17 protein-coding genes are annotated in these 19,406 nt (G+C 38.4%); 8 read left to right on the top strand and 9 right to left on the bottom strand.

Annotation, left to right across the window (positions count from 1 at the left end):
• Positions 1-54 precede the first annotated feature (54 nt).
• Entirely contained in the window at positions 55-198 is a 144-nt protein-coding gene (locus ACM5BR_RS14600) for a competence protein (RefSeq protein WP_416828729.1), read from the top strand.
• Positions 198-395 (top strand): DUF3813 domain-containing protein, encoded by a 198-nt coding sequence (locus ACM5BR_RS14595; protein ID WP_416828728.1) that lies wholly within the window; start codon positions 198-200, stop codon positions 393-395. The genes ACM5BR_RS14600 and ACM5BR_RS14595 overlap by 1 nt, the downstream gene beginning before the upstream one ends.
• A 24-nt stretch (positions 396-419) precedes the next feature.
• Here ACM5BR_RS14595 and ACM5BR_RS14590 read toward each other — a convergent pair whose 3' ends face one another.
• Positions 420-1,250: a YitT family protein gene (locus ACM5BR_RS14590; RefSeq protein ID WP_416828850.1), complete on the bottom strand. Its 831-nt coding sequence runs from the start codon at positions 1,248-1,250 to the stop codon at positions 420-422.
• 116 nt (positions 1,251-1,366) lie between these two features.
• Between ACM5BR_RS14590 and ACM5BR_RS14585 the strand changes: the two genes are divergently transcribed.
• A complete protein-coding gene (locus tag ACM5BR_RS14585) occupies positions 1,367-1,498 on the top strand; it encodes a DUF3941 domain-containing protein (RefSeq protein ID WP_416828727.1) in 132 nt (43 codons plus the stop codon).
• 210 nt (positions 1,499-1,708) lie between these two features.
• Here the strand turns inward: ACM5BR_RS14585 and ACM5BR_RS14580 are convergent, their stop codons facing one another.
• Positions 1,709-2,560, bottom strand: coding sequence for a CvfB family protein (locus ACM5BR_RS14580; RefSeq protein WP_416828725.1), 852 nt, complete (start codon positions 2,558-2,560; stop codon positions 1,709-1,711).
• A gap of 161 nt (positions 2,561-2,721) precedes the next feature.
• On the opposite strand from ACM5BR_RS14580, the gene ACM5BR_RS14575 reads away from it, so the two are divergent.
• The gene (locus ACM5BR_RS14575; protein WP_416828724.1) at positions 2,722-3,213 is read left to right on the top strand and encodes a YajQ family cyclic di-GMP-binding protein; all 492 of its coding nucleotides are present in this window, start codon (positions 2,722-2,724) and stop codon (positions 3,211-3,213) included.
• Between the two features lie 110 nt (positions 3,214-3,323).
• Here the strand turns inward: ACM5BR_RS14575 and ACM5BR_RS14570 are convergent, their stop codons facing one another.
• The 6 genes from ACM5BR_RS14570 to ACM5BR_RS14545 all read right to left on the bottom strand — a co-directional run bounded on the left by ACM5BR_RS14570 (position 3,324) and on the right by ACM5BR_RS14545 (position 12,808).
• Positions 3,324-5,621 (bottom strand): glycoside hydrolase family 65 protein, encoded by a 2,298-nt coding sequence (locus ACM5BR_RS14570; protein ID WP_416828723.1) that lies wholly within the window; start codon positions 5,619-5,621, stop codon positions 3,324-3,326.
• 171 nt (positions 5,622-5,792) lie between these two features.
• A complete protein-coding gene (locus ACM5BR_RS14565) occupies positions 5,793-6,815 on the bottom strand; it encodes a LacI family DNA-binding transcriptional regulator (RefSeq protein ID WP_416828721.1) in 1,023 nt (340 codons plus the stop codon).
• Positions 6,816-6,924: 109 nt separating this feature from the next.
• The gene (locus ACM5BR_RS14560) at positions 6,925-9,273 is read right to left on the bottom strand and encodes a glycoside hydrolase family 31 protein (RefSeq protein WP_416828720.1); all 2,349 of its coding nucleotides are present in this window, start codon (positions 9,271-9,273) and stop codon (positions 6,925-6,927) included.
• 51 nt (positions 9,274-9,324) lie between these two features.
• Entirely contained in the window at positions 9,325-10,167 is an 843-nt protein-coding gene (locus tag ACM5BR_RS14555) for a sugar ABC transporter permease (protein ID WP_416828719.1), read from the bottom strand.
• Between the two features lies 1 nt (position 10,168).
• Positions 10,169-11,455: an ABC transporter permease subunit gene (locus tag ACM5BR_RS14550; RefSeq protein WP_416828718.1), complete on the bottom strand. Its 1,287-nt coding sequence runs from the start codon at positions 11,453-11,455 to the stop codon at positions 10,169-10,171.
• A 90-nt stretch (positions 11,456-11,545) separates the two neighbouring features.
• The gene (locus ACM5BR_RS14545; RefSeq protein ID WP_416828717.1) at positions 11,546-12,808 is read right to left on the bottom strand and encodes an extracellular solute-binding protein; all 1,263 of its coding nucleotides are present in this window, start codon (positions 12,806-12,808) and stop codon (positions 11,546-11,548) included.
• A gap of 472 nt (positions 12,809-13,280) precedes the next feature.
• On the opposite strand from ACM5BR_RS14545, the gene ACM5BR_RS14540 reads away from it, so the two are divergent.
• Positions 13,281-15,029 carry a glycoside hydrolase family 13 protein gene (locus ACM5BR_RS14540; protein WP_416828716.1) on the top strand — a complete coding sequence of 583 codons (1,749 nt, stop codon included), beginning with the start codon at positions 13,281-13,283 and terminating at the stop codon, positions 15,027-15,029.
• Between the two features lie 100 nt (positions 15,030-15,129).
• On the opposite strand, the gene ACM5BR_RS14535 is transcribed toward ACM5BR_RS14540, so the two are convergent.
• Positions 15,130-16,005 carry an AraC family transcriptional regulator gene (locus ACM5BR_RS14535; RefSeq protein WP_416828715.1) on the bottom strand — a complete coding sequence of 292 codons (876 nt, stop codon included), beginning with the start codon at positions 16,003-16,005 and terminating at the stop codon, positions 15,130-15,132.
• A 120-nt stretch (positions 16,006-16,125) separates the two neighbouring features.
• Between ACM5BR_RS14535 and ACM5BR_RS14530 the strand changes: the two genes are divergently transcribed.
• The 3 genes from ACM5BR_RS14530 (at position 16,126) to ACM5BR_RS14520 (ending at position 19,384) form a co-directional block, all read left to right on the top strand.
• The gene (locus tag ACM5BR_RS14530) at positions 16,126-17,472 is read left to right on the top strand and encodes an MATE family efflux transporter (protein WP_416828713.1); all 1,347 of its coding nucleotides are present in this window, start codon (positions 16,126-16,128) and stop codon (positions 17,470-17,472) included.
• 288 nt (positions 17,473-17,760) lie between these two features.
• Complete coding sequence (locus ACM5BR_RS14525) at positions 17,761-18,993, top strand: ammonium transporter (RefSeq protein WP_416828712.1); 1,233 nt, start codon at positions 17,761-17,763, stop codon at positions 18,991-18,993.
• Positions 18,994-19,021: 28 nt separating this feature from the next.
• Positions 19,022-19,384, top strand: a complete 363-nt coding sequence (locus ACM5BR_RS14520; RefSeq protein ID WP_416828711.1) for a P-II family nitrogen regulator — start codon at positions 19,022-19,024, stop codon at positions 19,382-19,384.
• The last annotated feature ends 22 nt before the right edge of the window (positions 19,385-19,406 follow it).

The raw sequence follows: 19,406 nt of genomic DNA, 5'->3' as shown, positions 1-19,406 counted from the left end.
CATGTGTCATTCACCGTTTTCGCAAACTTGTTCGAAAAAAGGGAGGAAATCGTGATGGGTAAAAAAAATAAGTCAAAACGTTTTATCCAGCAAGGTTCTGATTCTGTAAGTAAGCATGATGAACAATTTCCTTACCGCCATACTCTCGCTGAAGCAGAAAAACAAAAAATGAGAAATTCTTCTTTCGGAGGTTTCTAATGGGAAACATGCTCTTCCAACAAGCAAGAGAAGCAGTAACAAGAGCTGTTCAGAGCACTGACGGTCAAGAGCAAACTATGCTTCTTGAACAAGCAAAAAACGCTCTTTCCTCTGCCTATCATCATTCATCGACGGCTGAAAAACACCAATTACGACAATTACAGCAGCAATTACACGAGATCGAACATATTCACTAAGAGGGTTATTCAGCCCTCTTTTTTTTACTCCTTTCGAAACAAACCAAATACACTTTCCGTATGAACAACATTCGTAAAGGCACTTGGATCTACGGAATTGATAATCTTTGTTAATTCATATAGCTCATACCTAGAAAACACAATCATAAGCACTTCCTTTTTCTCGTTCGTATACGCACCTGTTGCAGGAATGGTGGTAATGCCGCGAACAAGCTGAGACTGAATGGCTTTCCGTAACTCCTGCCCTTGTTTCGTAATAATAAAAGCAGTCAGTTTAACATAACGCGTGTGAATCGCATCAATTACTCGGGTGGAGGCATATAAAGACAAGAGCGTATACAATGCTTTTTCCCAGCCAAATAGTGCACCTGCACTAAGAATGATAACCGAATTAAACATGAGGAAATACGTTCCAATAGGCTTTCCCTTTTTAAGAGACACAATCATCGCTACAATATCTAATCCTCCCGTTGAAGCTCCCCACTTCAAGGCTAATCCTGTACCGATAGAAACAATTACACCGCCAAATATAGCATTCAAAATAATATTATCTGACACGCTTCGTACTGGAATAAGTTCTAAAAACAAAGTAGTAAACACAACGCTTAAAAAGCTAAATAATGTGAACGATTTGCCTACTTGCTTCCATGCCACCAAAACAACAGGAATATTTAACAATATATATAGCATTCCTGTAGAAATGGGAAGATGGGCATAATCTTGAAGTATACGAGAAAGCAATTGTGCTACCCCAGTGAATCCACTCGCATACACATTCGCAGGAATTAAAAACAAATTCATTCCAATTGCCCCTAATATCCCACTTATCATTACAATGATTAGCTTTTGCACCATTTCGAAATATCCTTGTTTCCTCTCCTTCACATGACTCATCCTTTCCCATATTCTTATACATAGTCTATGCGGAAACGGAAAAGCTAAACGTAATCTAATAAAAGGAGTTAAGAACCGTGGCAAAAACAAGCGATAACGACAAGAAGGCAAAGGATAACCAAGCTAAGCGCGAGAAAAAAAATGAACAGACTCGGCAGAACGCAGCAATTGGAAAACACTCTTACTCTGAAAAAACAGATCATTTGTAATAAAGTGAAACTTCCCTAGGTGGGGGGTTTCTCATCCCCCACCTAGGGTTAGTTGAACCAATCGGACTTTTACGGGCAGTTGTCCCCCACTTAGTCTTCTCCGATTACTAATCCTTGAAGTGGGGGTCTTACTGCCCGTTAAAGCGGGATGTATACTACCATTACAAAAAAGGCTGCACCAGTTGGCGCAGCCTTTTTCTATATAAGGAGTTATTTTTTAAAATAAGTCCATCCTTCTTCTTGATACACCTTTTCATCCTTCATCAGCTTGCCAAGAGCTCGCTTAAATGCGGCCTTGCTCATACCAAAGCGTTCTTGTATATCTTCAGGTAAACTCTTGTCCCAAAACGGCATTGCACCGCCGCGGCCTTCCATATACAAATAAATAAACTCGCTATCTGCTTCGATTCCTTCTTGTTTACGTGGCAGAAGAGAAATATTAACCGTTCCATCTTCCTTTACATCAATGATGCGGCCCGTTATTCTTTCTCCAAAGCGCGGCTCGTCCTTACGTTGTGACTGATGAATAAAGCCAATAAAATGTTCATCGGTAAACACATTAGAGCCTACATGCATCGTTCTAAAAACACGGCCGCTTACGCTCTTATTTAGCATAGATGGAGTTGCTGATACAGAAGCTTCGTTAAAGATTTCAGGAGTCGCTACTATAGCGATAAGACGATCCGTATGTGTTGCCTTTAATCGACAATACAGCTCGTCTCCTTCTTTTGGCCATACCCCTTTAAAACCAGGTAGCTCATCTTCTGGTACTAGAATATCCTTAGAAACACCAATATCAACAAATACTCCCGTACGAGGTATAACCTTCACAACTTTTGCAAAGCTATAGGCTTCGGTTGTAACATAAGGCGTCTTCATCGTAGCGGCAACACGTCCTTGATGGTCATAGTATAAAAAGACAGAAATACTGTCTCCTTCCACAATTTCGCCCATTACTTCATTTTTATGTAAAAACACTTCTTCCGTATCATTTCCGACCATATATCCAATATCCGTTTCACGAATCACGGTTACAGTTTCGATTGATCCTCTTTTTAACATGTATACACTCCTTTTTCGTTCTACTTTCCTCTCAATAAGTAGTGTTCCAAACAACGCCCCATTATATCATGTTTTCCCCTCTGATTGTTACTTTCCCCTAATTTTCGTATAATGAAAAATATCTATATGTTTGGTAGAAAGATTATTTGGAGGTGCTTAATATGGCAAAGGACGTTTCATTTGATATCGTCTCAGAAATTGAAATGCCAGAAGTAACAAATGCTGTGAACCTTGCATTAAAGGAAATACAAACTCGCTACGATTTTAAAGGAAGCAAAAGCGATATTACGATTGAAAAAGAAGACGTAATTCTTATTTCCGATGATGAATATAAACTAGGACAATTAAAAGATGTACTTATAAGTAAGCTTATAAAACGAGGTGTTGCCATTAAAAACTTAGACTATGGCAAAATTGAAAACGCCACAGGTGGCACAGTTCGTCAACGAGCTCTATTAAAACAAGGAATTGGAAAAGAAGACGCAAAAAAAATCAATACCCTTATTAAAGAAAGCAAGCTTAAGGTTAAAAGCCAAATCCAAGACGACCAAATACGAGTATCTGGAAAAAGTCGTGATGATCTCCAATCCATCATCGCACTCATTCGCCAAGCTGACCTTTCTGTAGAAGTACAGTTTATTAACTATCGATAAATAAACGTTATTTATACGCGGTAAGACCCCTACGTCAAGGTTTCTCCTTGAAGTGGGGGTCTATTTGCCCTTAACCAAAATGATTTCTAAAACTCACATGCTGCTTAGCTTCAATGAACCATTGCCGACGTAACTGTTCCACCAGCTGGTAGAATTAGCTGTTCCTCGTACAAGGTTAAAGCTAAATCTGTTCCTTCATCTTGTGTTAGCGTGATTTTTTCTTTTGTTACATTTACTTTTATTTGATGTCCACGATACATAATACCGAAGGAATATCCATCCCATGTAGAAGGAATGAACGGTGCAAAAGAAAGAGATTCATGATCTGTTCTCATCCCTGCAAATCCTTGTACAATAGTAAGCCAAGAGCCTGTCATACTGGTGATGTGCAATCCATCTTCTGTATCGTTATTATAATTATCTAAATCGAGACGTGCTGCACGGTGGTACATTTCATAAGCCTTATCCTCCATCCCAAGCTCCGCTGCAAGAATAGAATGAATACAAGGAGATAAACTAGACTCATGAACTGTCATCGGTTCGTAAAACTCAAAGTTACGACGTTTTTCATCTTTTGTAAATCTATCATTAAAGAAATAGATTCCTTGAAGCACATCTGCTTGTTTAATAAAGCAGCTGCGAAGTACTTTATCCCAAGACCAATTTTGATTAAGCGGACGATCTTCCGGTAAAAGTGTATCTACCGTTCGCAAGTCCTTATCTAAAAAGGTATCATGCTGAACAAATACACCAAGCTCTTCATCATATGGATAATACATATGATCAACGATATGATGCCATTTGTTCATTTCTTCTTCCGTGATGTGCAGACGATCTACCGCAGCTTGAGAGCCCTGCCCTACTAGCTCATCTATCACTTGTAATGTATATTGCAGCGTCCAAGAAGCAATCGTATTCGTATACCAATTGTTATTTACATTGTTTTCATATTCACTAGGACCTGTTACACCATGTATCATATATACTTGTTTCTTTTTATGGTAATGAACACGGTCTGCCCAGAAACGAGAAATGCCTGTTAATACGTCAATTCCGTATTGTCCTAAGTACTGTTTATCACCTGTATAATTCACATAATTGTATATACCGTAGGCAATGGCTCCGTTTCTATGAATCTCCTCAAACGTAATTTCCCATTCATTATGACATTCAATACCTGTGAATGTAACCATCGGATACAATGCACCTGCAAGTCCTTGCTTACTCGCATTCACATACGCTTCTTTAAGCTGATTATAGCGATAAATAACTAAATTACGAGCAATATCTGGCTTTGCCGTTCCTAAGTAGAGAGGCAATGCGTATGCTTCTGTATCCCAATACGTTGCACCACCATATTTTTCTCCGGTAAATCCTTTCGGTCCAATATTCAAACGGGCATCTTCTCCATAATAAGTAGAGAATAGTTGGAATAAATTATAGCGAATTCCTTGCTGTGCCTCTACATCGCCTTGGATTTCAACATCGGCAATATTCCAGCGTGAAAGCCAGCCAGCTTTATGTTCATGTAGGACAACATCATATCCTTTCTCTAGGCTTCGCTTTAATACTTCCTGTCCTTCCTTTACAAGGGAATCACGATCATAGTCACGATCTGTCGTAACTGCCACATATTTATAAAGGGTCACCCGTTCACCGGTTCTTCCTTCTACTTCTACGCGATTCTCTACATATTCTTCCTTACTTGCTGCATGAACATTCTTTACATTTCCTTCTACAACAAGCTTCATCGTAGCCGCTACTTCAAATGTAGACGTACCGAATGGATTGTCCTTCGTACGCATGACAAGTGATCCCTCATAAGGTTGTACTTCCTTACTTACCTCTTTCCAAAAATCTTCCTCGTAATTGGAATCCTCATTACGTATATCTCCATCTATAAACGGAACAAACGTAATGGTACCCTCATAATTAAGCGGGGTAGCAGAATAGGAAATAACAGCAAGCTCTTTATCAGCAACAGACAAAAAGCGTACTACTTCAAATTTCGTCTGCTTACCTGCCTGGTTGATCGTAAAGGAACGTGAAAGGATTCCGTGTTGCATATCCAGTTCACGATAATATTCCGTCACATCGCCTTTGTATAAGTCAATTTCTTCACCATCTACGAATAAACGAATACCAATGTAATTCATTGCATTAATTACTTTTCCAAAATAATCTGGATAGCCGTTTTTCCACCATCCTACTCGGGTTTTATCCGGAAACCAAACTCCTGCGATATAGGAACCTCGGTGAAAGTCTCCAGAGTATGTTTCTTCAAAGTTCCCGCGCATTCCCATATGACCATTTCCGATGCTTGTCATGCTTTCTGCAAGTCTAAAATCTTCTTTATTTAATTTATTTTCAATGATTTTCCATGGATCAATATCAAATAATCGTTTCATAGATTCTCACCTTTTTCCTAAAGTTATGCAACCGGTTGCATATTTATATATACGAATCCCGTTTTTCTTTACTCCCCAAGCTTTGAACGAGAAGCGTTTCTTGATGTGCAAAAAACGCTTTTTTCTCGCTCATTGTGCCCTACAGACCAAATTTCTCTTTTCTTATTATGATTAAATAGAGGGCTTGCAGGTCTGTCTGACTATCAGTTTATATGGTACGATAATGCTTTTTGGAGAAAAATTCGGTGTTTCTATTCTTTCAATTAAATTTTTCGCTGCTTCGTACCCAAGCTGATAAATTTTCACATCCACAGATGTTAATGGGGGGTATGCAATTTCTGCAAAAACGACATTATTAAAACTGACTACGGATACTTCATCAGGTACATGATACCCTTTTTCGGATAGCGTACTTAAAACCCCAAGAGCCATTAAATCGTCTGTTACTACAATAGCGGTAGGTGCCTCTTCATAAGACATAAGATGCTCTACAGCAAGCTGTCCTCCCTCTCGTAAAAACTCCATAAAGCATACGTATTCATCAGGTAACGCAATATTTGCTAGCTTTAATGCCTCTTTATAACCTGCTAGCCGTTCCTTAGTTACCATTAAATCCGGACTACCTCCAATAAATGCGATTCGTTTATGACCAAGGGAAAGTAAATATTCCGTTACCTCTCGTCCAGCTAAGTAGTTATCATTATCAATATACGTAATGCTTTCCATCGCATGACTTGGTTTTCCAATTAGAACAAAAGGAAACTGCTGTTCATGTAAATACTGGACAACTTTATCATTCGTACGTGAATATAATACGATAATCCCATCTACTCGTTTTCCTTGTACCATTCTGGCGACACCTTCAAAGATCTCTTCTTCGGTATCTCCAGTAGACATATACAGGGAATAATCCTTTACATGTGAAAAGGAGCTAATTCCACGAATAACCTCTGGAAAAAAAGGATTTAGAAATGCCTTACTTGCTGAACTTGGCATGACTAGCCCGAGAGCTTGCGTCATTTGATTGGCTAAACTACGTGCATTCATATTTGGATGATAGCCTAATTCATCCATAATTTTACGAACCCGTCTTTTTGTTTTTTCGCTGATACGAGGACTATTTGCAATAACACGAGACACTGTGGATGGTGCGACATTAGCTTTCTTTGCAACATCTTTAATTGTAATAGCCATTCACACCATCCTTTCTATGAATATCCGTCCTTTAAAGAACGAATGTCTTCTACACGTAATAAGACTTGTGTATAAACCATACACGTCATCTTTTCACATGTCTTCATTATTATACCATTAAGAACGTCAAAATTTGACTATTCTTGGCTGAAATCTGATCTTCTAATAGAATTTGTCCGTTTAATGAAATATTACTATGTTGCTGACAACCATGTAAGACAAATTCAATGTCTTCAAGGCTCCAACTTGCTTCATTCCCCTCCGCCCGAACAGAAATGTCGATGGTATCTCCAGATGTATGTACCATTACCTCTCTGCGTACGAATTGTCCATCCTTATAAGCAAAGGTTTCTCCATCATCATCATATAATTCGCCTGTAAACGCAGCCTCTTTCGCATAATAAATATGAATTTGTAAACGATTATTCTGCCTGTCGTTTAGAAAAAGAATGGATCCTTGCTTCACAAAAATAGGTAGTATTTCTAAAGGGGCTTTTATAAGATGATGCGCTTTTCCTGCTAACACCTCTTCACTCCAATAGTTTACCCAGTTACCATTTGGTAGATATACTTCACGATGATTACAATCTGGTCGTAAGATAGGAGCGATAATTACATTGTTACCAACCATAAATTGTGTATTTAAATTATGTGTACAAGCATCCTCAGGATATTCTAAGAACAACGGACGCATAATAGGGAGTCCGTGCAAGGAAGCTTGGGCAAATAATGTATAGAGCTGTGGCAGCCATGTATACCGAAGCCGGATATAGGTTGCAATGATGTTCTCATACTTTTCGCCAAACGCCCATGGCTCTTGGCGAACGGTTCCAATTGAGCTATGATTTCGAAAAAATGGATAAAACGCGCCGATTTGTGTCCATCTTACAAGTAATTCCCCTTTAACATCATGGGCAAATCCACCTACATCTGCACCAACAAACGGAACACCAGATAATCCTAAATTCATAAGCATAGGAAGAGATAACTCTAAGTGCTCCCAAAAGCTGCGGTTATCACCGGTCCAAACAGCAGCATAACGCTGAATACCAGAAAAACCTGCTCTTGTCAATACAAAGGGGCGCTTGTTCGTTATTGTTTTCATGCCTTCATACGTGGCCTTTGCCATCTGTAATCCGTATACATTATGAAGAGCACGATGCGTACAAGGATTACCGTCATTTTTATGCATTACATTTCCATCTATTGTCTTCGTTTCATTGAATACAGACGGCTCGTTCATGTCGTTCCAAATGCCTTCTATTCCTGCATCTGCAAAAACGCTATGCAGTTTTCCCCACCACTTTCTTGTTTCCGCATCAGTGAAATCAGGAAAGGCACTTTCCCCTGGCCACACATCACCGTAAAAAATGTCTCCCTCTAAATATTTGCAAAAGCGATCATCACGTACGCCCTGCTGATAGACATCATATTCCGGGTCACGCTTAACTCCAGGATCTACAATGGGAACGATGCGAACTCCGCGCTCTCGCATCTCTTTAATAAATGCTCTATAGTTATAGAAACGATGTGGGTCAAATGTGAACACACGATATTCGTCCATATAATGAATATCTAAATGAATCGCATCAAGCGGAATATTCTTATGCTCGAAGGTATCCACTACATTTCTTACTTCCTCCTCAGACATATAGCTATAACGAGATTGATGATAGCCGAGTGCCCATTTTGGCGGTAAAGGCATTCTTCCTGTTAATGTCGTGAATTGTTTCACAACCTCTTTTGGATTTGGTCCACAAAGAATATAATAATCAAGCTGTCCACCCTCTGCCAAAAAGGAGAAATATTCATTTGATGTAAAGTCAAATACCGATTTCCAAGTATTATCAAAATATATTCCATATGAAGAGGCATGCTGCAAGGAAAGTACAAAGGGAATCGATTGATAAAGAGGATCCGTTTCCGGATTATGCGGTGCGAATACATCTGTATTCCACATCGTCAGCTTATCACCCTTTTTATCTAATAACCCTGTTTTTTCTCCTAAGCCATAGTAGCGATCGGTTTCCTTGCTATCTTTAAAGCAAATTACTTCCTTACCAGAATAGGCTAACCCTTTAGCTGATTCCGTTACGATTGGTTCTCCATTTTCTCGGTATACAGAAATGCGGAATGAATGCTTTAGAATCGTTACAAATACTTTACTCGTCTTTAGAACAATTCTATCGTCAGCCTCTTCTAGCGAAACACGAACGCATTCTTGCCTAAGTACAACAGCTACACTCGTTTGCATATCAGGTATTTCTAATGGATTCATACAAACACGGATTATATCATTCAGGTAAAAACGAAGCGTGACATAGCCATGTTCGCATTCAAAATAATAGGTGTCGTCACTTCGCTTATATTGTAGAACCCTGCCTAGCTCCTGCAAGGAAATACTTTCATGGGCGCTTGCTTTGTTTGGAAGAATCGCAAAACTCGTATCCTCTAGCATGGCAGCCTCCTGTACTTATATTAAAGCTTTATGCATGAAACATGATTCCAATCAGCCTTTTGTTCCTCCTGCTGTTAAACCAGAAACAAAGTATTTTTGTAAAGATAAAAATAGAATCGCGATTGGGACAGCAATCAGTACAGAACCCGCTGCAAATTTCGTAAATTCGTTACCAAATTGTTTCGCAACAAGATCTGATAAACCAACAGCTAATGTGTAATTTTCTTGAGAACGAATTAAAATCTTAGCAACAATTACATCCGCGAAAGGTCCAATGAAGTTAAACAATGCTATAACGGCAATGATTGGCTTCGCTAATGGCATAATAATTTGCCAGAAAATCCGAAAATGTCCTGCCCCGTCCATCCGTGCTGATTCATCTAACTCTTTCGGAATTGTATCCAAGTATCCCTTCATTAAATACGTATTCATTGGAATCGCACCGGCAACATACACCAATATTAGCGCAAGATGAGTATCAATAAGCCCTGTTATTTGCGCCAAAACAAATAGTGCAATTAAAGCAGCAAAGTTAGGAATCATTTGTAAGATTAGGAATGTAAGTAAGCCATTTTTTCGACCTACAAAACGGTAACGTGAAAAGGCATAGGCAGTAAAACTAACCGCAAGAACAGAGAATATCATAGTTAAAACACTGATTTTAATAGAATTTATATACCAAAGTAAATATTTACTCTTAGATAAATCAAATAAGTCTTGATAGTGCTTCAAGGTTCCATGTTTCGGAAACATCGAAGACCCTGCTATACTATTCCCTGGATTAAAGGAAGATCCAATAACCCACAAAATAGGATAGATTATAATGATAGACATAAACGCAATAACAAGATACGACAAAGTTAAACGTAGAATTTTGTTTGATTTTGGACTCATATCACATCATATCCTCTTCTTGGAATGATTTTGTTCTTCTAAATTGCCATATTGCAACCGTAATAACGATAGTAGAAAGGAGCATCGTAATAGCTGCTGCTTTTCCGTATTGAGAAGAATTCATCGTTAGGTTATAAATCCATGAAATTAGAATATCAGTACCGCCGGCATTTTGCCCTTCTATAGCCGGACCCCCATTGTTAAAGAGATAAATAAGGTTGAAGTTATTAAAGTTGAACGTATATTGCGTAATAATAATTGGTGCAGTTGAATACAGTACGAGCGGAAGTGTAATTTTTCTAAACTTTTGCCATACACTTGCACCATCAATCGTCGCAGCTTCATACAAGTCTGTTGGAATAGCTTGAAGAACACCTGTTACCATGGCGAAGATAAATGGAAAACCAAGCCAGGTTTGAATCATAATTAGCGCTATTTTTGTATAAAATGCATTTGTCATCCACGGCATGGGAGCGATTCCAAACAAATGTAGAATCTGTGTATTAATCACACCAAATGATTCATTAAACATTCCTGAAAATATTAGAATCGATACGAAAGCAGGTACGGCCCAAGGGAGAATGAAGATGGTACGTATAATCGCTTTCCCTTTTAAATCGGCTTGGTTTACTAAAATTGCTAAGAAAATACCAAGTGCAACCTGAAGGGTAGTCGCAATAAATGTCCAAGCAATCGTCCAACCCAATACACTTAAAAATGTTTTTCTCCACAGATCTAATGAAAAGATATCAATAAAGTTTTGAATACCAACCCACTGCACAAGCTTTGCAGGAGGAGAATGAAATAAATCATAATTCGTAAATGCAATAAGTATGACGAAAATAATGGGCAAAATAACAACAAAAACAAGTAGAAGAAAACCAGGAGTAATCATTAAATAAGGAAAACCATTATCGACAAGATTTTTATACTGCGCACGAATCGAATTTAATGGTTCATGTTGATCACGTTTCTTACCATTTACATAGGCATCGCGTAAATTAAAGGCATAAATCGCTAGTCCAAATGCAATGACAATAATCGCTATAATCCCTTTAACAAGTAGGAAAATAGAATGGTCACGAGGAACTTCTGTACCCAGTGTTACAATGCCCCATAGACCCATGTTAATTAAATCGGAAAATACGATAAAGAAAGATGCGGATAATACGAGAAAAATAATTCCTTTTACAAATTGTCGATTATATAGCTGACCAACTCCAGGAACAATGGACAAGAGAGTCGCTGTACGACGATGTTTCATATTAGAAGCAGGTATTGTATCCATCTTCTTGGGTTCCCCCTTCTGTCACTCATTACCTGTTAGGAAATAGGTGGTTATACCTCTCTTATGAGAGGTATAACCGACTGAGCTGTCTTATTTTTTATAGTTAGTTTGAATATTTGTATTAATTTGTTTAACTGCACCATCTAGAGCTGTTTTTGAATCGGCTTTTCCAGTTACAACAAGTTGTAATGCATCTCCAACTGGTTTCCAAACTTCTGCCATTTCAGGATTGTTCGGCATTGGAACAGAATATTTAGCTTGTTCAGCTACTGCTTTTGCACCTTGATCTTGTGTAAATTCTGGATCGTTTTCAAATGCTTTTACTGGCGGAATTTCCTTTGTCTTTTCAAAACGAATTTTTGCATTTTCTTCGTTTGTAACCCATTGAACAAATTGATTTGCTAAATCTTTGTTTTTAGAGAAAGATGTTACGTGCCATCCTTTTACACCAATGAAGGATTTAATATGTTCGCCATTAGGCAATGTTGGAAGCGGTGCTACACCATAATCAATGCCTGCATCTTTATATGGCCCGAATGCCCATGGTCCAGCAATAACAGAAGCTGCTTTTCCACTCGTGAATAGGCCATCAAGTTGTGCGCCTCCCTTTTCACCGATAATACCTGCAGGGAATAAGCCTTCCTTGTACCATTTTTGGATGTAATCTGCACCTTTCACAGCGCCATCATTATTTAATCCTAATTTTGTTGCATCATAGTTACCGTCTTTTTGATCAAATATATAACCGCCGTATCCTCCTAATATACCTTCTGCAAAATATAAATTATCCCACGGAGCTAAGAAGCCGTATTGACCATCCTTTGTATTCGCCTTCGCGTAATTGTATACTTCATCCATTGTTGATAGTGGATTTTGAAGAAGCTTTTTATTGTAAATGAAGACTGCTGTTTCTACTGCTTTTGGAAGACCATATAATTTACCTTGATATTTTTCTGCTGCAACCGATACATCTGTATATTTGCTTAACACTGAGTCATCTACTTTTAATTCGCTAATAAGACCTTCCGTAACTGCCCCGCCTATTTGGTCATGAGGAAGTGTGATAACATCAGGGCCGGTTCCAGCTGGTCCATCCAAGCGAAGCTGCTTAAGTTGATCTGTCATTTGGATTTCTTTAACGGTTACCTTTACACCATATTTCTTTTCGAAGGAATCAACTGCTGGCTGTAATCCTGGTACCTTATCTTTATCCTCCCAAACAACTAATGTTTTTCCATCGCCTTTCGATGCTGTGTTTGTTGAGGTACCGCTGTCCTTTGGTCCGCAAGCTGCTAGCATACCAACTGCTAAAACAGGTACGGTTAATAATGATAACGTTTTCGCTTTCTTCATTGATAAGACCCCTCTCATCGTTCTTATAATATCGCAAAGCTTCATAACACTCTGTCTCTCTCACTTTCTATACGAAAACACCTTTTAAGGTGAAATCCTATTTTGAACTATATCTGAAAGAGAAACACCATGAAATCTGTTCAAACGTTTGCACAAATTTTTTTGCTTTATATCTCTTTTTTGTGGAAACGTTTGCATCTCACTTGACCCTATTATACAACCCTCAATTCTACTTATTCAACTCTTTTTTTATCAAAAAAAGAGTTTCTTTCTCAATTTTTAATATTTTATGAACATTATATTTTTCTTCATATATGTATATATCGAAATACTATCCTTATTTTTCATTGACTTTCCATTTCTAGAATACTACCCTTAAAAGAAAAGGCAAACGTTTGCCCTTTTTATTAACACTAAGTCTTCGCTATATTAGAATGGCAGCATACTAACACACAATTAGGAGGAATCTTATATGTTTAAAGAAGCTGTATATCACCGTCCGAAAAACAACTTTGCATACGCTTACAATGAAAAAACACTTCACATTCGGTTACGTACAAAAAAAGATGATCTTGAAATAGTTTCCCTCATTCATGGAGATCCATATGATTGGAAAGACAAAGAATGGAAATATGAAACAAGTCCTATGAAAAAGGTAGGAACCACTGAGCTTTACGATTATTGGTTTATCGCCATTACACCCGATTTTCGTCGGTTACGCTATGCCTTTTTACTCCGCGATCAAAACGAACAGACAATTTACACAGAAAAAGGATTCTATGATGAACCTCCAACTGAAGATGTAGCACCTTATTTTTGCTTTCCATTTATCAATCCTGAAGATGTATTTACAGCTCCTGCCTGGGTGCAGGATACGGTATGGTATGAAATTTTCCCTGAACGCTTTGCTAACGGGGATCCTTCTATAAATCCAAAGGGTACGCTTGATTGGGGAAGTACTGATCCAACACCTACCAATTTCTTCGGTGGTGATTTTGAGGGAGTTATTCAGCATATCGACTATCTCGTTAAATTAGGTATTACAGGTATTTATTTTACCCCTATATTTAAGGCGACCTCGAATCACAAATACGATACGATTGACTATATGGAAATTGATCCACAGTTTGGCGATAAAGAAACATTTAAGCGTCTCGTTGAAGTATGCCATCAAAACGGGATACGAGTCATGCTCGATGCTGTCTTTAATCATAGCGGTTTCAATTTCCCACCATTTCAAGATGTGTTGAAAAACGGAGAACTTTCACCTTATAAAGACTGGTTCTACATTCACGAATTTCCGATTGTAACCGAGCCGATCCCTTCCTATGATACATTTGGATTCACTTATACAATGCCGAAGCTAAACACTGCTCATCCTGCCGTACGCGATTATTTGCTAGAAGTTGGTCGTTACTGGGTACGTGAGTTTAACATAGACGGCTGGCGTCTTGATGTTGCCAATGAAGTTAGCCATGACTTTTGGCGAGCGTTCCGCAAAGAGGTAAAGGGAATTAATCCTGATGTATATATTCTGGGAGAAATATGGCACGATGCCATGCCATGGCTGCAAGGAGACCAATTTGATGCGGTAATGAATTATCCATATACAAACGCAGCGATTCAATTTTTCGCTAAAAATGCAATTACTGCAGAGGAATTCATCTACAAAACGACAGAGGCCATGCTTATGTATCCAGCCAATGCAACCCAAGTTATTTTCAATCTACTAGGAAGTCATGATACACCGCGTATTTTAACTGAATGTAACAATAACAAGGAAATAGTAAAACAATTGTATGCATTTCTTCTTTCCTCATCTGGAGCTCCTTGCATTTATTACGGAGATGAGATTAGCATGAATGGAGAAATGGATCCAGGCTGTCGTGAATGTATGAGATGGGACGAAAGTAAACAAGATCGTAACATGTTTCAATTTATTTCGTCTCTCATTACACTCCGAAAAACAGTTCCTGCATTCGGAAACAAAGGAACAATTGATTTCATAAAGGCCGAAGGATCACTAGTCATGTATAAAAAAACGTTTGAAGAGCAAACGATTCTATTTGCCTTTAATAATTCAGCTAAGCCATTACATGTCGCTATACCTTCAGATTACAGCATCCGTCAATATCTTTACGTTGATCAACCAGTAAAGGACAAAATAAAATCAACTGAATTTACTTTAGAACCGCATGGATTAGTAATTGGGGAATGCTAAGTAGACTTTCTACTACAGATGGTTTATTGCTTTTTTCTCAAACTCGTTTCTATCGGTAAACAAAAAGTAGGGGGTCTTTCCCCCTACTTTTTGTTTGACTTCATTCTACCCATCCTTCACGCTGCATCATACGTCTGTATTCCTGCGGACTCATCCCTTCCTTTTTACGAAATAATCTCGAGAAATACGCTTCATCATGAAACCCAGATTCATATGCGATATGTTTTATTTTATCCATTGTTAATGCTAGCTTTCTTTTCGCCTCAAGCAGACGTATCTCATTTACATATTGCAATGGGGTAATACCCATCGTTTTTTGCATACATCGTGTTATGTAATCTGTATGATAATGAAGATGCTTTGCAACATTCACCATCTTAAGATCTTCTTTGTAATGGAGTCGAATATAGGATGCTGTAAGCTCACTCACTTTTTCAGCAGCGCTTGGAATGACTAATGCTTCTTTTTGTACAAATAATAAAAATTGGTAAAACGTTAGAGGCTGCTTGAGTTTTTCTTCTACTGAGGTTGAATTTCTTCCATGAACAAGCTCCTCTAACAGCCTTTCCCCCATTTCTCGGTTTTGAATTTGCCCGTACTGTGGTATTTGCAGCAAAAACTGCGCTGGTTCAGTAAATGTTTCCTCACTCTGCAAAACATCCGTCCAATTTAGCTGCTGTTTCTCTTGAATAGAAAAACCTCCATTCGATTCAAAATGGAACCAATAAAACTCCGTATTTTCTATGCAATCCTTATGTCCGAAATGCTCAAATTCCGGAACGAGAATCATATATTGCCCTTCACTAATTTCATATTCCCGATCATCCTCTGTCATATAAAGCTTACCTTTTTGTACATACAGACAATCGAATACGGTATAGATTCGACGGAAATGACGTTTTCCTTTTCGAAACGTCCCTCTCCCCCCAGTGATAAAAGTGGGGAATGGCGGTATTTGGAATAGTAGCGTTCTCATTTCTTTCTCCCATAAGTCGGTTTTGTCTTATTTAATCCGTTTCTATCTCTTTCCTATTATAGCATTTGCAAAGTAAACTAGTGATTGTTATTATGTCGGATTTTTACAAAGGAGCACATAATGAAAGCGACAGAAATACCTTCATTATTTACCATTACTTGGCCTATTTTTATAGAAATTTTGTTATATATGCTAATGGGTAATGCTGATACACTTATGCTTAGTCAATATTCAGACGAATCGGTAGCAGCGGTAGGAGTTGCTAATCAAGTACTTAGCATTATCATCGTTATGTTCGGTTTCGTCACAACCGGAACTGCCGTGTTAATCGCACAGCATATCGGTGCAAATGAAGAGCTTTCTGCTCAAGAAATCGCAGTCGTATCACTTGTAGCTAACGCATTGTTTGGATTAGCAGTGAGTGCCTGTATGCTATTTTTTTCTGAGCCAATATTACATGTGATGGGACTGAGTAACACTCTTTTACCGAGAGCCAATGCGTTTATGAAAATTGTTGGTGGCTTTTCATTTGTTCAAGCGCTTATTATGACGATTGGGGCTATTTTGCGAAGCAATGGCTATACGAGAGATACGATGCTTATTACGATTACGATGAATATATTAAATGTGATTGGAAATTTTCTAGTTATATTCGGTCCATTTGGGTTCCCTATTTTAGGTGAAGCAGGCGTTGCTATGTCTACTACTATTAGTAGAATAATTGGACTTATCCTCATTAGCATGGTCTTACTGCGACGAGTTAGAAATTTGTTTACAAGTGTCTCTCTCTTACATCTTCCTTCTATTCACCTGCGAAACCTATTAAAAATTGGAATTCCAGCAGCGGGAGAGCAGCTCTCATACAACGCATCCCAAGTAGTTATTACCTTCTTTGTTACATTGCTCGGTACCGAAGCATTAACAACAAAGGTATATGCCCAAAACCTGACGATGTTTATCTTTCTATTTTCTGTAGCCATAAGTGAAGGAGAACAAATTATTATAGGACAATTGGTCGGTGCTAAGCGCTTAGACACTGCGTACCATAGCTGCTTACGAGCATTGAAAATCACAATTGCTATTTCCATATCGATGGCAGCTGTATTCTCCTTTTTTCGAGAACCCTTGTTTTCAATATTCACTCACAACCATCACATTATCGAAACTGGAAGTATACTCATTATGCTTACATTGCTGTTAGAGCCTGGGCGCGCTTTTAATTTAGTCATTATTTCCTCTTTGCGCGCATCAGGAGATGTAAAGTTTCCTGTCATGATGGGGATTCTCTCTATGTGGGGGATTAGCATTCCAGTAGCCTATATGCTTGGGATTCATTTTGGAATGGGACTCGTAGGGGTGTGGATTGCCTACATTATAGATGAATGGTTTCGAGGATTATGTATGTTATGGAGATGGCGATCTCGCATATGGGAGACAAAATCATTTGTAACTTCTAATGCTTCGTGAACAGTAATACGTTTACCATTCCATATTTCACTCAGAAAGAGCTGTGATTACAGCTCTTTCTTTGTTCTCTTGCTTTCCTCTACATCATGTTATATCTTCTTGCATTTGGATACGGTTTCATTTTATAATGCTTTAAATTGATATAATATTTACATTTTTCCTCCTATTTCATCTTGTCAAAATGATAATTAACTAATATGATACTCGTATATAACATATAGTGTTAGAAATACTAACACAAAATATAGTTTCATGGTCTCATTTTATTTATGAAAGGGAGGATTTCACATGCAAGGTTTAAATGGAAGTGACACAGTCTTTATGTTTGTATCAACCATCCTCGTCATGCTGATGACACCTGGACTCGCACTTTACTATGGTGGTATGGTGAGAGGAAAAAACGTATTAAGTACCACAATGCACAGTTACTCAGCATTAGCAATTATTTCTGTTCAATGGATTTTATTCGGTTACTCGCTTGCTTTTGGTACTGATTGGCATGGACTAATCGGAGGATTTAACTTCGTCGGCTTAAATGGAGTGGGATTCAATCCAAATGCCGATTATAGCGCTACAATCCCTCACGGATTATTCATGCTATTCCAACTCATGTTTGCAATTATAACACCAGCCCTTATTTCAGGAGCATTTGCTGAAAGAATGAAATTCGGGCCTTTCGTAGCATTTACCTTCCTTTGGGCAACGTTTGTATATGACCCTCTTGCTCACTGGGTATGGGGTGCAGGCGGCTGGCTTCACAACCTAGGTGCACTTGACTTTGCAGGTGGTACCGTCGTTCATATTTCTTCCGGTGTATCTGGATTAGTTTTAGCTATCCTGCTCGGTAAACGTAAGGAATTAAATACAATTGCACCGCATAATCTTCCTACTACTGTACTTGGAGCAGCTATACTTTGGTTCGGTTGGTTTGGATTTAACGTAGGCAGTGCTCTAACTTTCAATAACGTTGCATTAACAGCATTTATTAATACAAATACAGCTGCTGCAGTTGCAGCAATTGCTTGGGTTGCTTGTGAATGGAGTCTAACAAAGAAGCCGACTATACTTGGGACAGTGAGCGGTGTTATCGCCGGTTTAGTCGCTATTACTCCAGCTTGTGGGTATGTAACACCAATGGCTTCCATTGTAATTGGTTTGGTCGGAGGTGTTGTTTGTTACTTCGGGGTATCTTATTTAAAGAAAAAATTAGGATACGATGATGCACTTGACTCATTCGGTGTTCACGGTATTGGCGGAACTTGGGGAGGAATAGCAACAGGATTATTCGCTACAAAAACAGTAAATGATGCTGGTGCTAACGGTCTATTCTATGGTGATCCTTCCTTAGTCGTAAAACAGCTTATTGCCATTGTTACTTCATACGCTCTCGCAGCTATTGGAACACTTATTATTATCAAAGTAATTGGACTGTTTACAGCGATTCGTACGACGGAAGAAGAAGAAGCTCTTGGTCTTGATATCTCGATTCATGGTGAAAAAGCTTATCATGAAAGTCTATAATCTATTATGAAGAAGAGAGTGATATACGATGAGTGAAACACTTACTAAAATCGAAATTATTACACGTCCAACTAAATTTGAGGAATTCAAACAAGAATTAGCGAAAATTGGAGTTAGTGGTATTACCGTAAGCCATGTACTAGGCTGCGGCTTACAAAAAGGATTCACTGAAGTATATCGTGGTGTTCAGCGTGAAATAACAATGCATGAACGCTTAAAAATCGAAATCGTTGTATGTAAGGTACCGGTAAAGGATGTTGTCGATACAGCAAAACGTGTATTAAATACCGGTAAACCTGGCGACGGTAAAATCTTTATCTATGAGCTTAACAACGCAATTAAAATTCGCACAGGCGAAGAAGGCTGTGACGCTCTGCAAGACGAAAAATAAAGTGAAACCCATAAAGTTCCGA

The organism is Ectobacillus polymachus, from assembly GCF_048159605.1.
GTDB classification, from domain to species: Bacteria; Bacillota; Bacilli; order Bacillales; family Bacillaceae_G; genus Ectobacillus; species Ectobacillus polymachus.
The sequence above is the reverse complement of the archived record's forward strand: the minus strand, read 5'-3'. Positions and strand labels throughout refer to the sequence as shown.

What these genes read in the sequence shown, in the direction of transcription:
- ACM5BR_RS14600 (WP_416828729.1), top strand. Translation starts at nt 55, where the DNA reads ATGGGTAAAAAAAATAAGTCAAAACGTTTTATCCAGCAAGGTTCTGAT.
- ACM5BR_RS14595 (WP_416828728.1), top strand. Translation starts at nt 198, where the DNA reads ATGGGAAACATGCTCTTCCAACAAGCAAGAGAAGCAGTAACAAGAGCT.
- ACM5BR_RS14590 (WP_416828850.1), bottom strand. Translation starts at nt 1,250, where the DNA reads ATGGTGCAAAAGCTAATCATTGTAATGATAAGTGGGATATTAGGGGCA.
- ACM5BR_RS14580 (WP_416828725.1), bottom strand. Translation starts at nt 2,560, where the DNA reads ATGTTAAAAAGAGGATCAATCGAAACTGTAACCGTGATTCGTGAAACG.
- ACM5BR_RS14575 (WP_416828724.1), top strand. Translation starts at nt 2,722, where the DNA reads ATGGCAAAGGACGTTTCATTTGATATCGTCTCAGAAATTGAAATGCCA.
- ACM5BR_RS14570 (WP_416828723.1), bottom strand. Translation starts at nt 5,621, where the DNA reads ATGAAACGATTATTTGATATTGATCCATGGAAAATCATTGAAAATAAA.
- ACM5BR_RS14565 (WP_416828721.1), bottom strand. Translation starts at nt 6,815, where the DNA reads ATGGCTATTACAATTAAAGATGTTGCAAAGAAAGCTAATGTCGCACCA.
- ACM5BR_RS14560 (WP_416828720.1), bottom strand. Translation starts at nt 9,273, where the DNA reads ATGCTAGAGGATACGAGTTTTGCGATTCTTCCAAACAAAGCAAGCGCC.
- ACM5BR_RS14555 (WP_416828719.1), bottom strand. Translation starts at nt 10,167, where the DNA reads ATGAGTCCAAAATCAAACAAAATTCTACGTTTAACTTTGTCGTATCTT.
- ACM5BR_RS14550 (WP_416828718.1), bottom strand. Translation starts at nt 11,455, where the DNA reads ATGGATACAATACCTGCTTCTAATATGAAACATCGTCGTACAGCGACT.
- ACM5BR_RS14545 (WP_416828717.1), bottom strand. Translation starts at nt 12,808, where the DNA reads ATGAAGAAAGCGAAAACGTTATCATTATTAACCGTACCTGTTTTAGCA.
- ACM5BR_RS14540 (WP_416828716.1), top strand. Translation starts at nt 13,281, where the DNA reads ATGTTTAAAGAAGCTGTATATCACCGTCCGAAAAACAACTTTGCATAC.
- ACM5BR_RS14535 (WP_416828715.1), bottom strand. Translation starts at nt 16,005, where the DNA reads ATGAGAACGCTACTATTCCAAATACCGCCATTCCCCACTTTTATCACT.
- ACM5BR_RS14530 (WP_416828713.1), top strand. Translation starts at nt 16,126, where the DNA reads ATGAAAGCGACAGAAATACCTTCATTATTTACCATTACTTGGCCTATT.
- ACM5BR_RS14525 (WP_416828712.1), top strand. Translation starts at nt 17,761, where the DNA reads ATGCAAGGTTTAAATGGAAGTGACACAGTCTTTATGTTTGTATCAACC.
- ACM5BR_RS14520 (WP_416828711.1), top strand. Translation starts at nt 19,022, where the DNA reads ATGAGTGAAACACTTACTAAAATCGAAATTATTACACGTCCAACTAAA.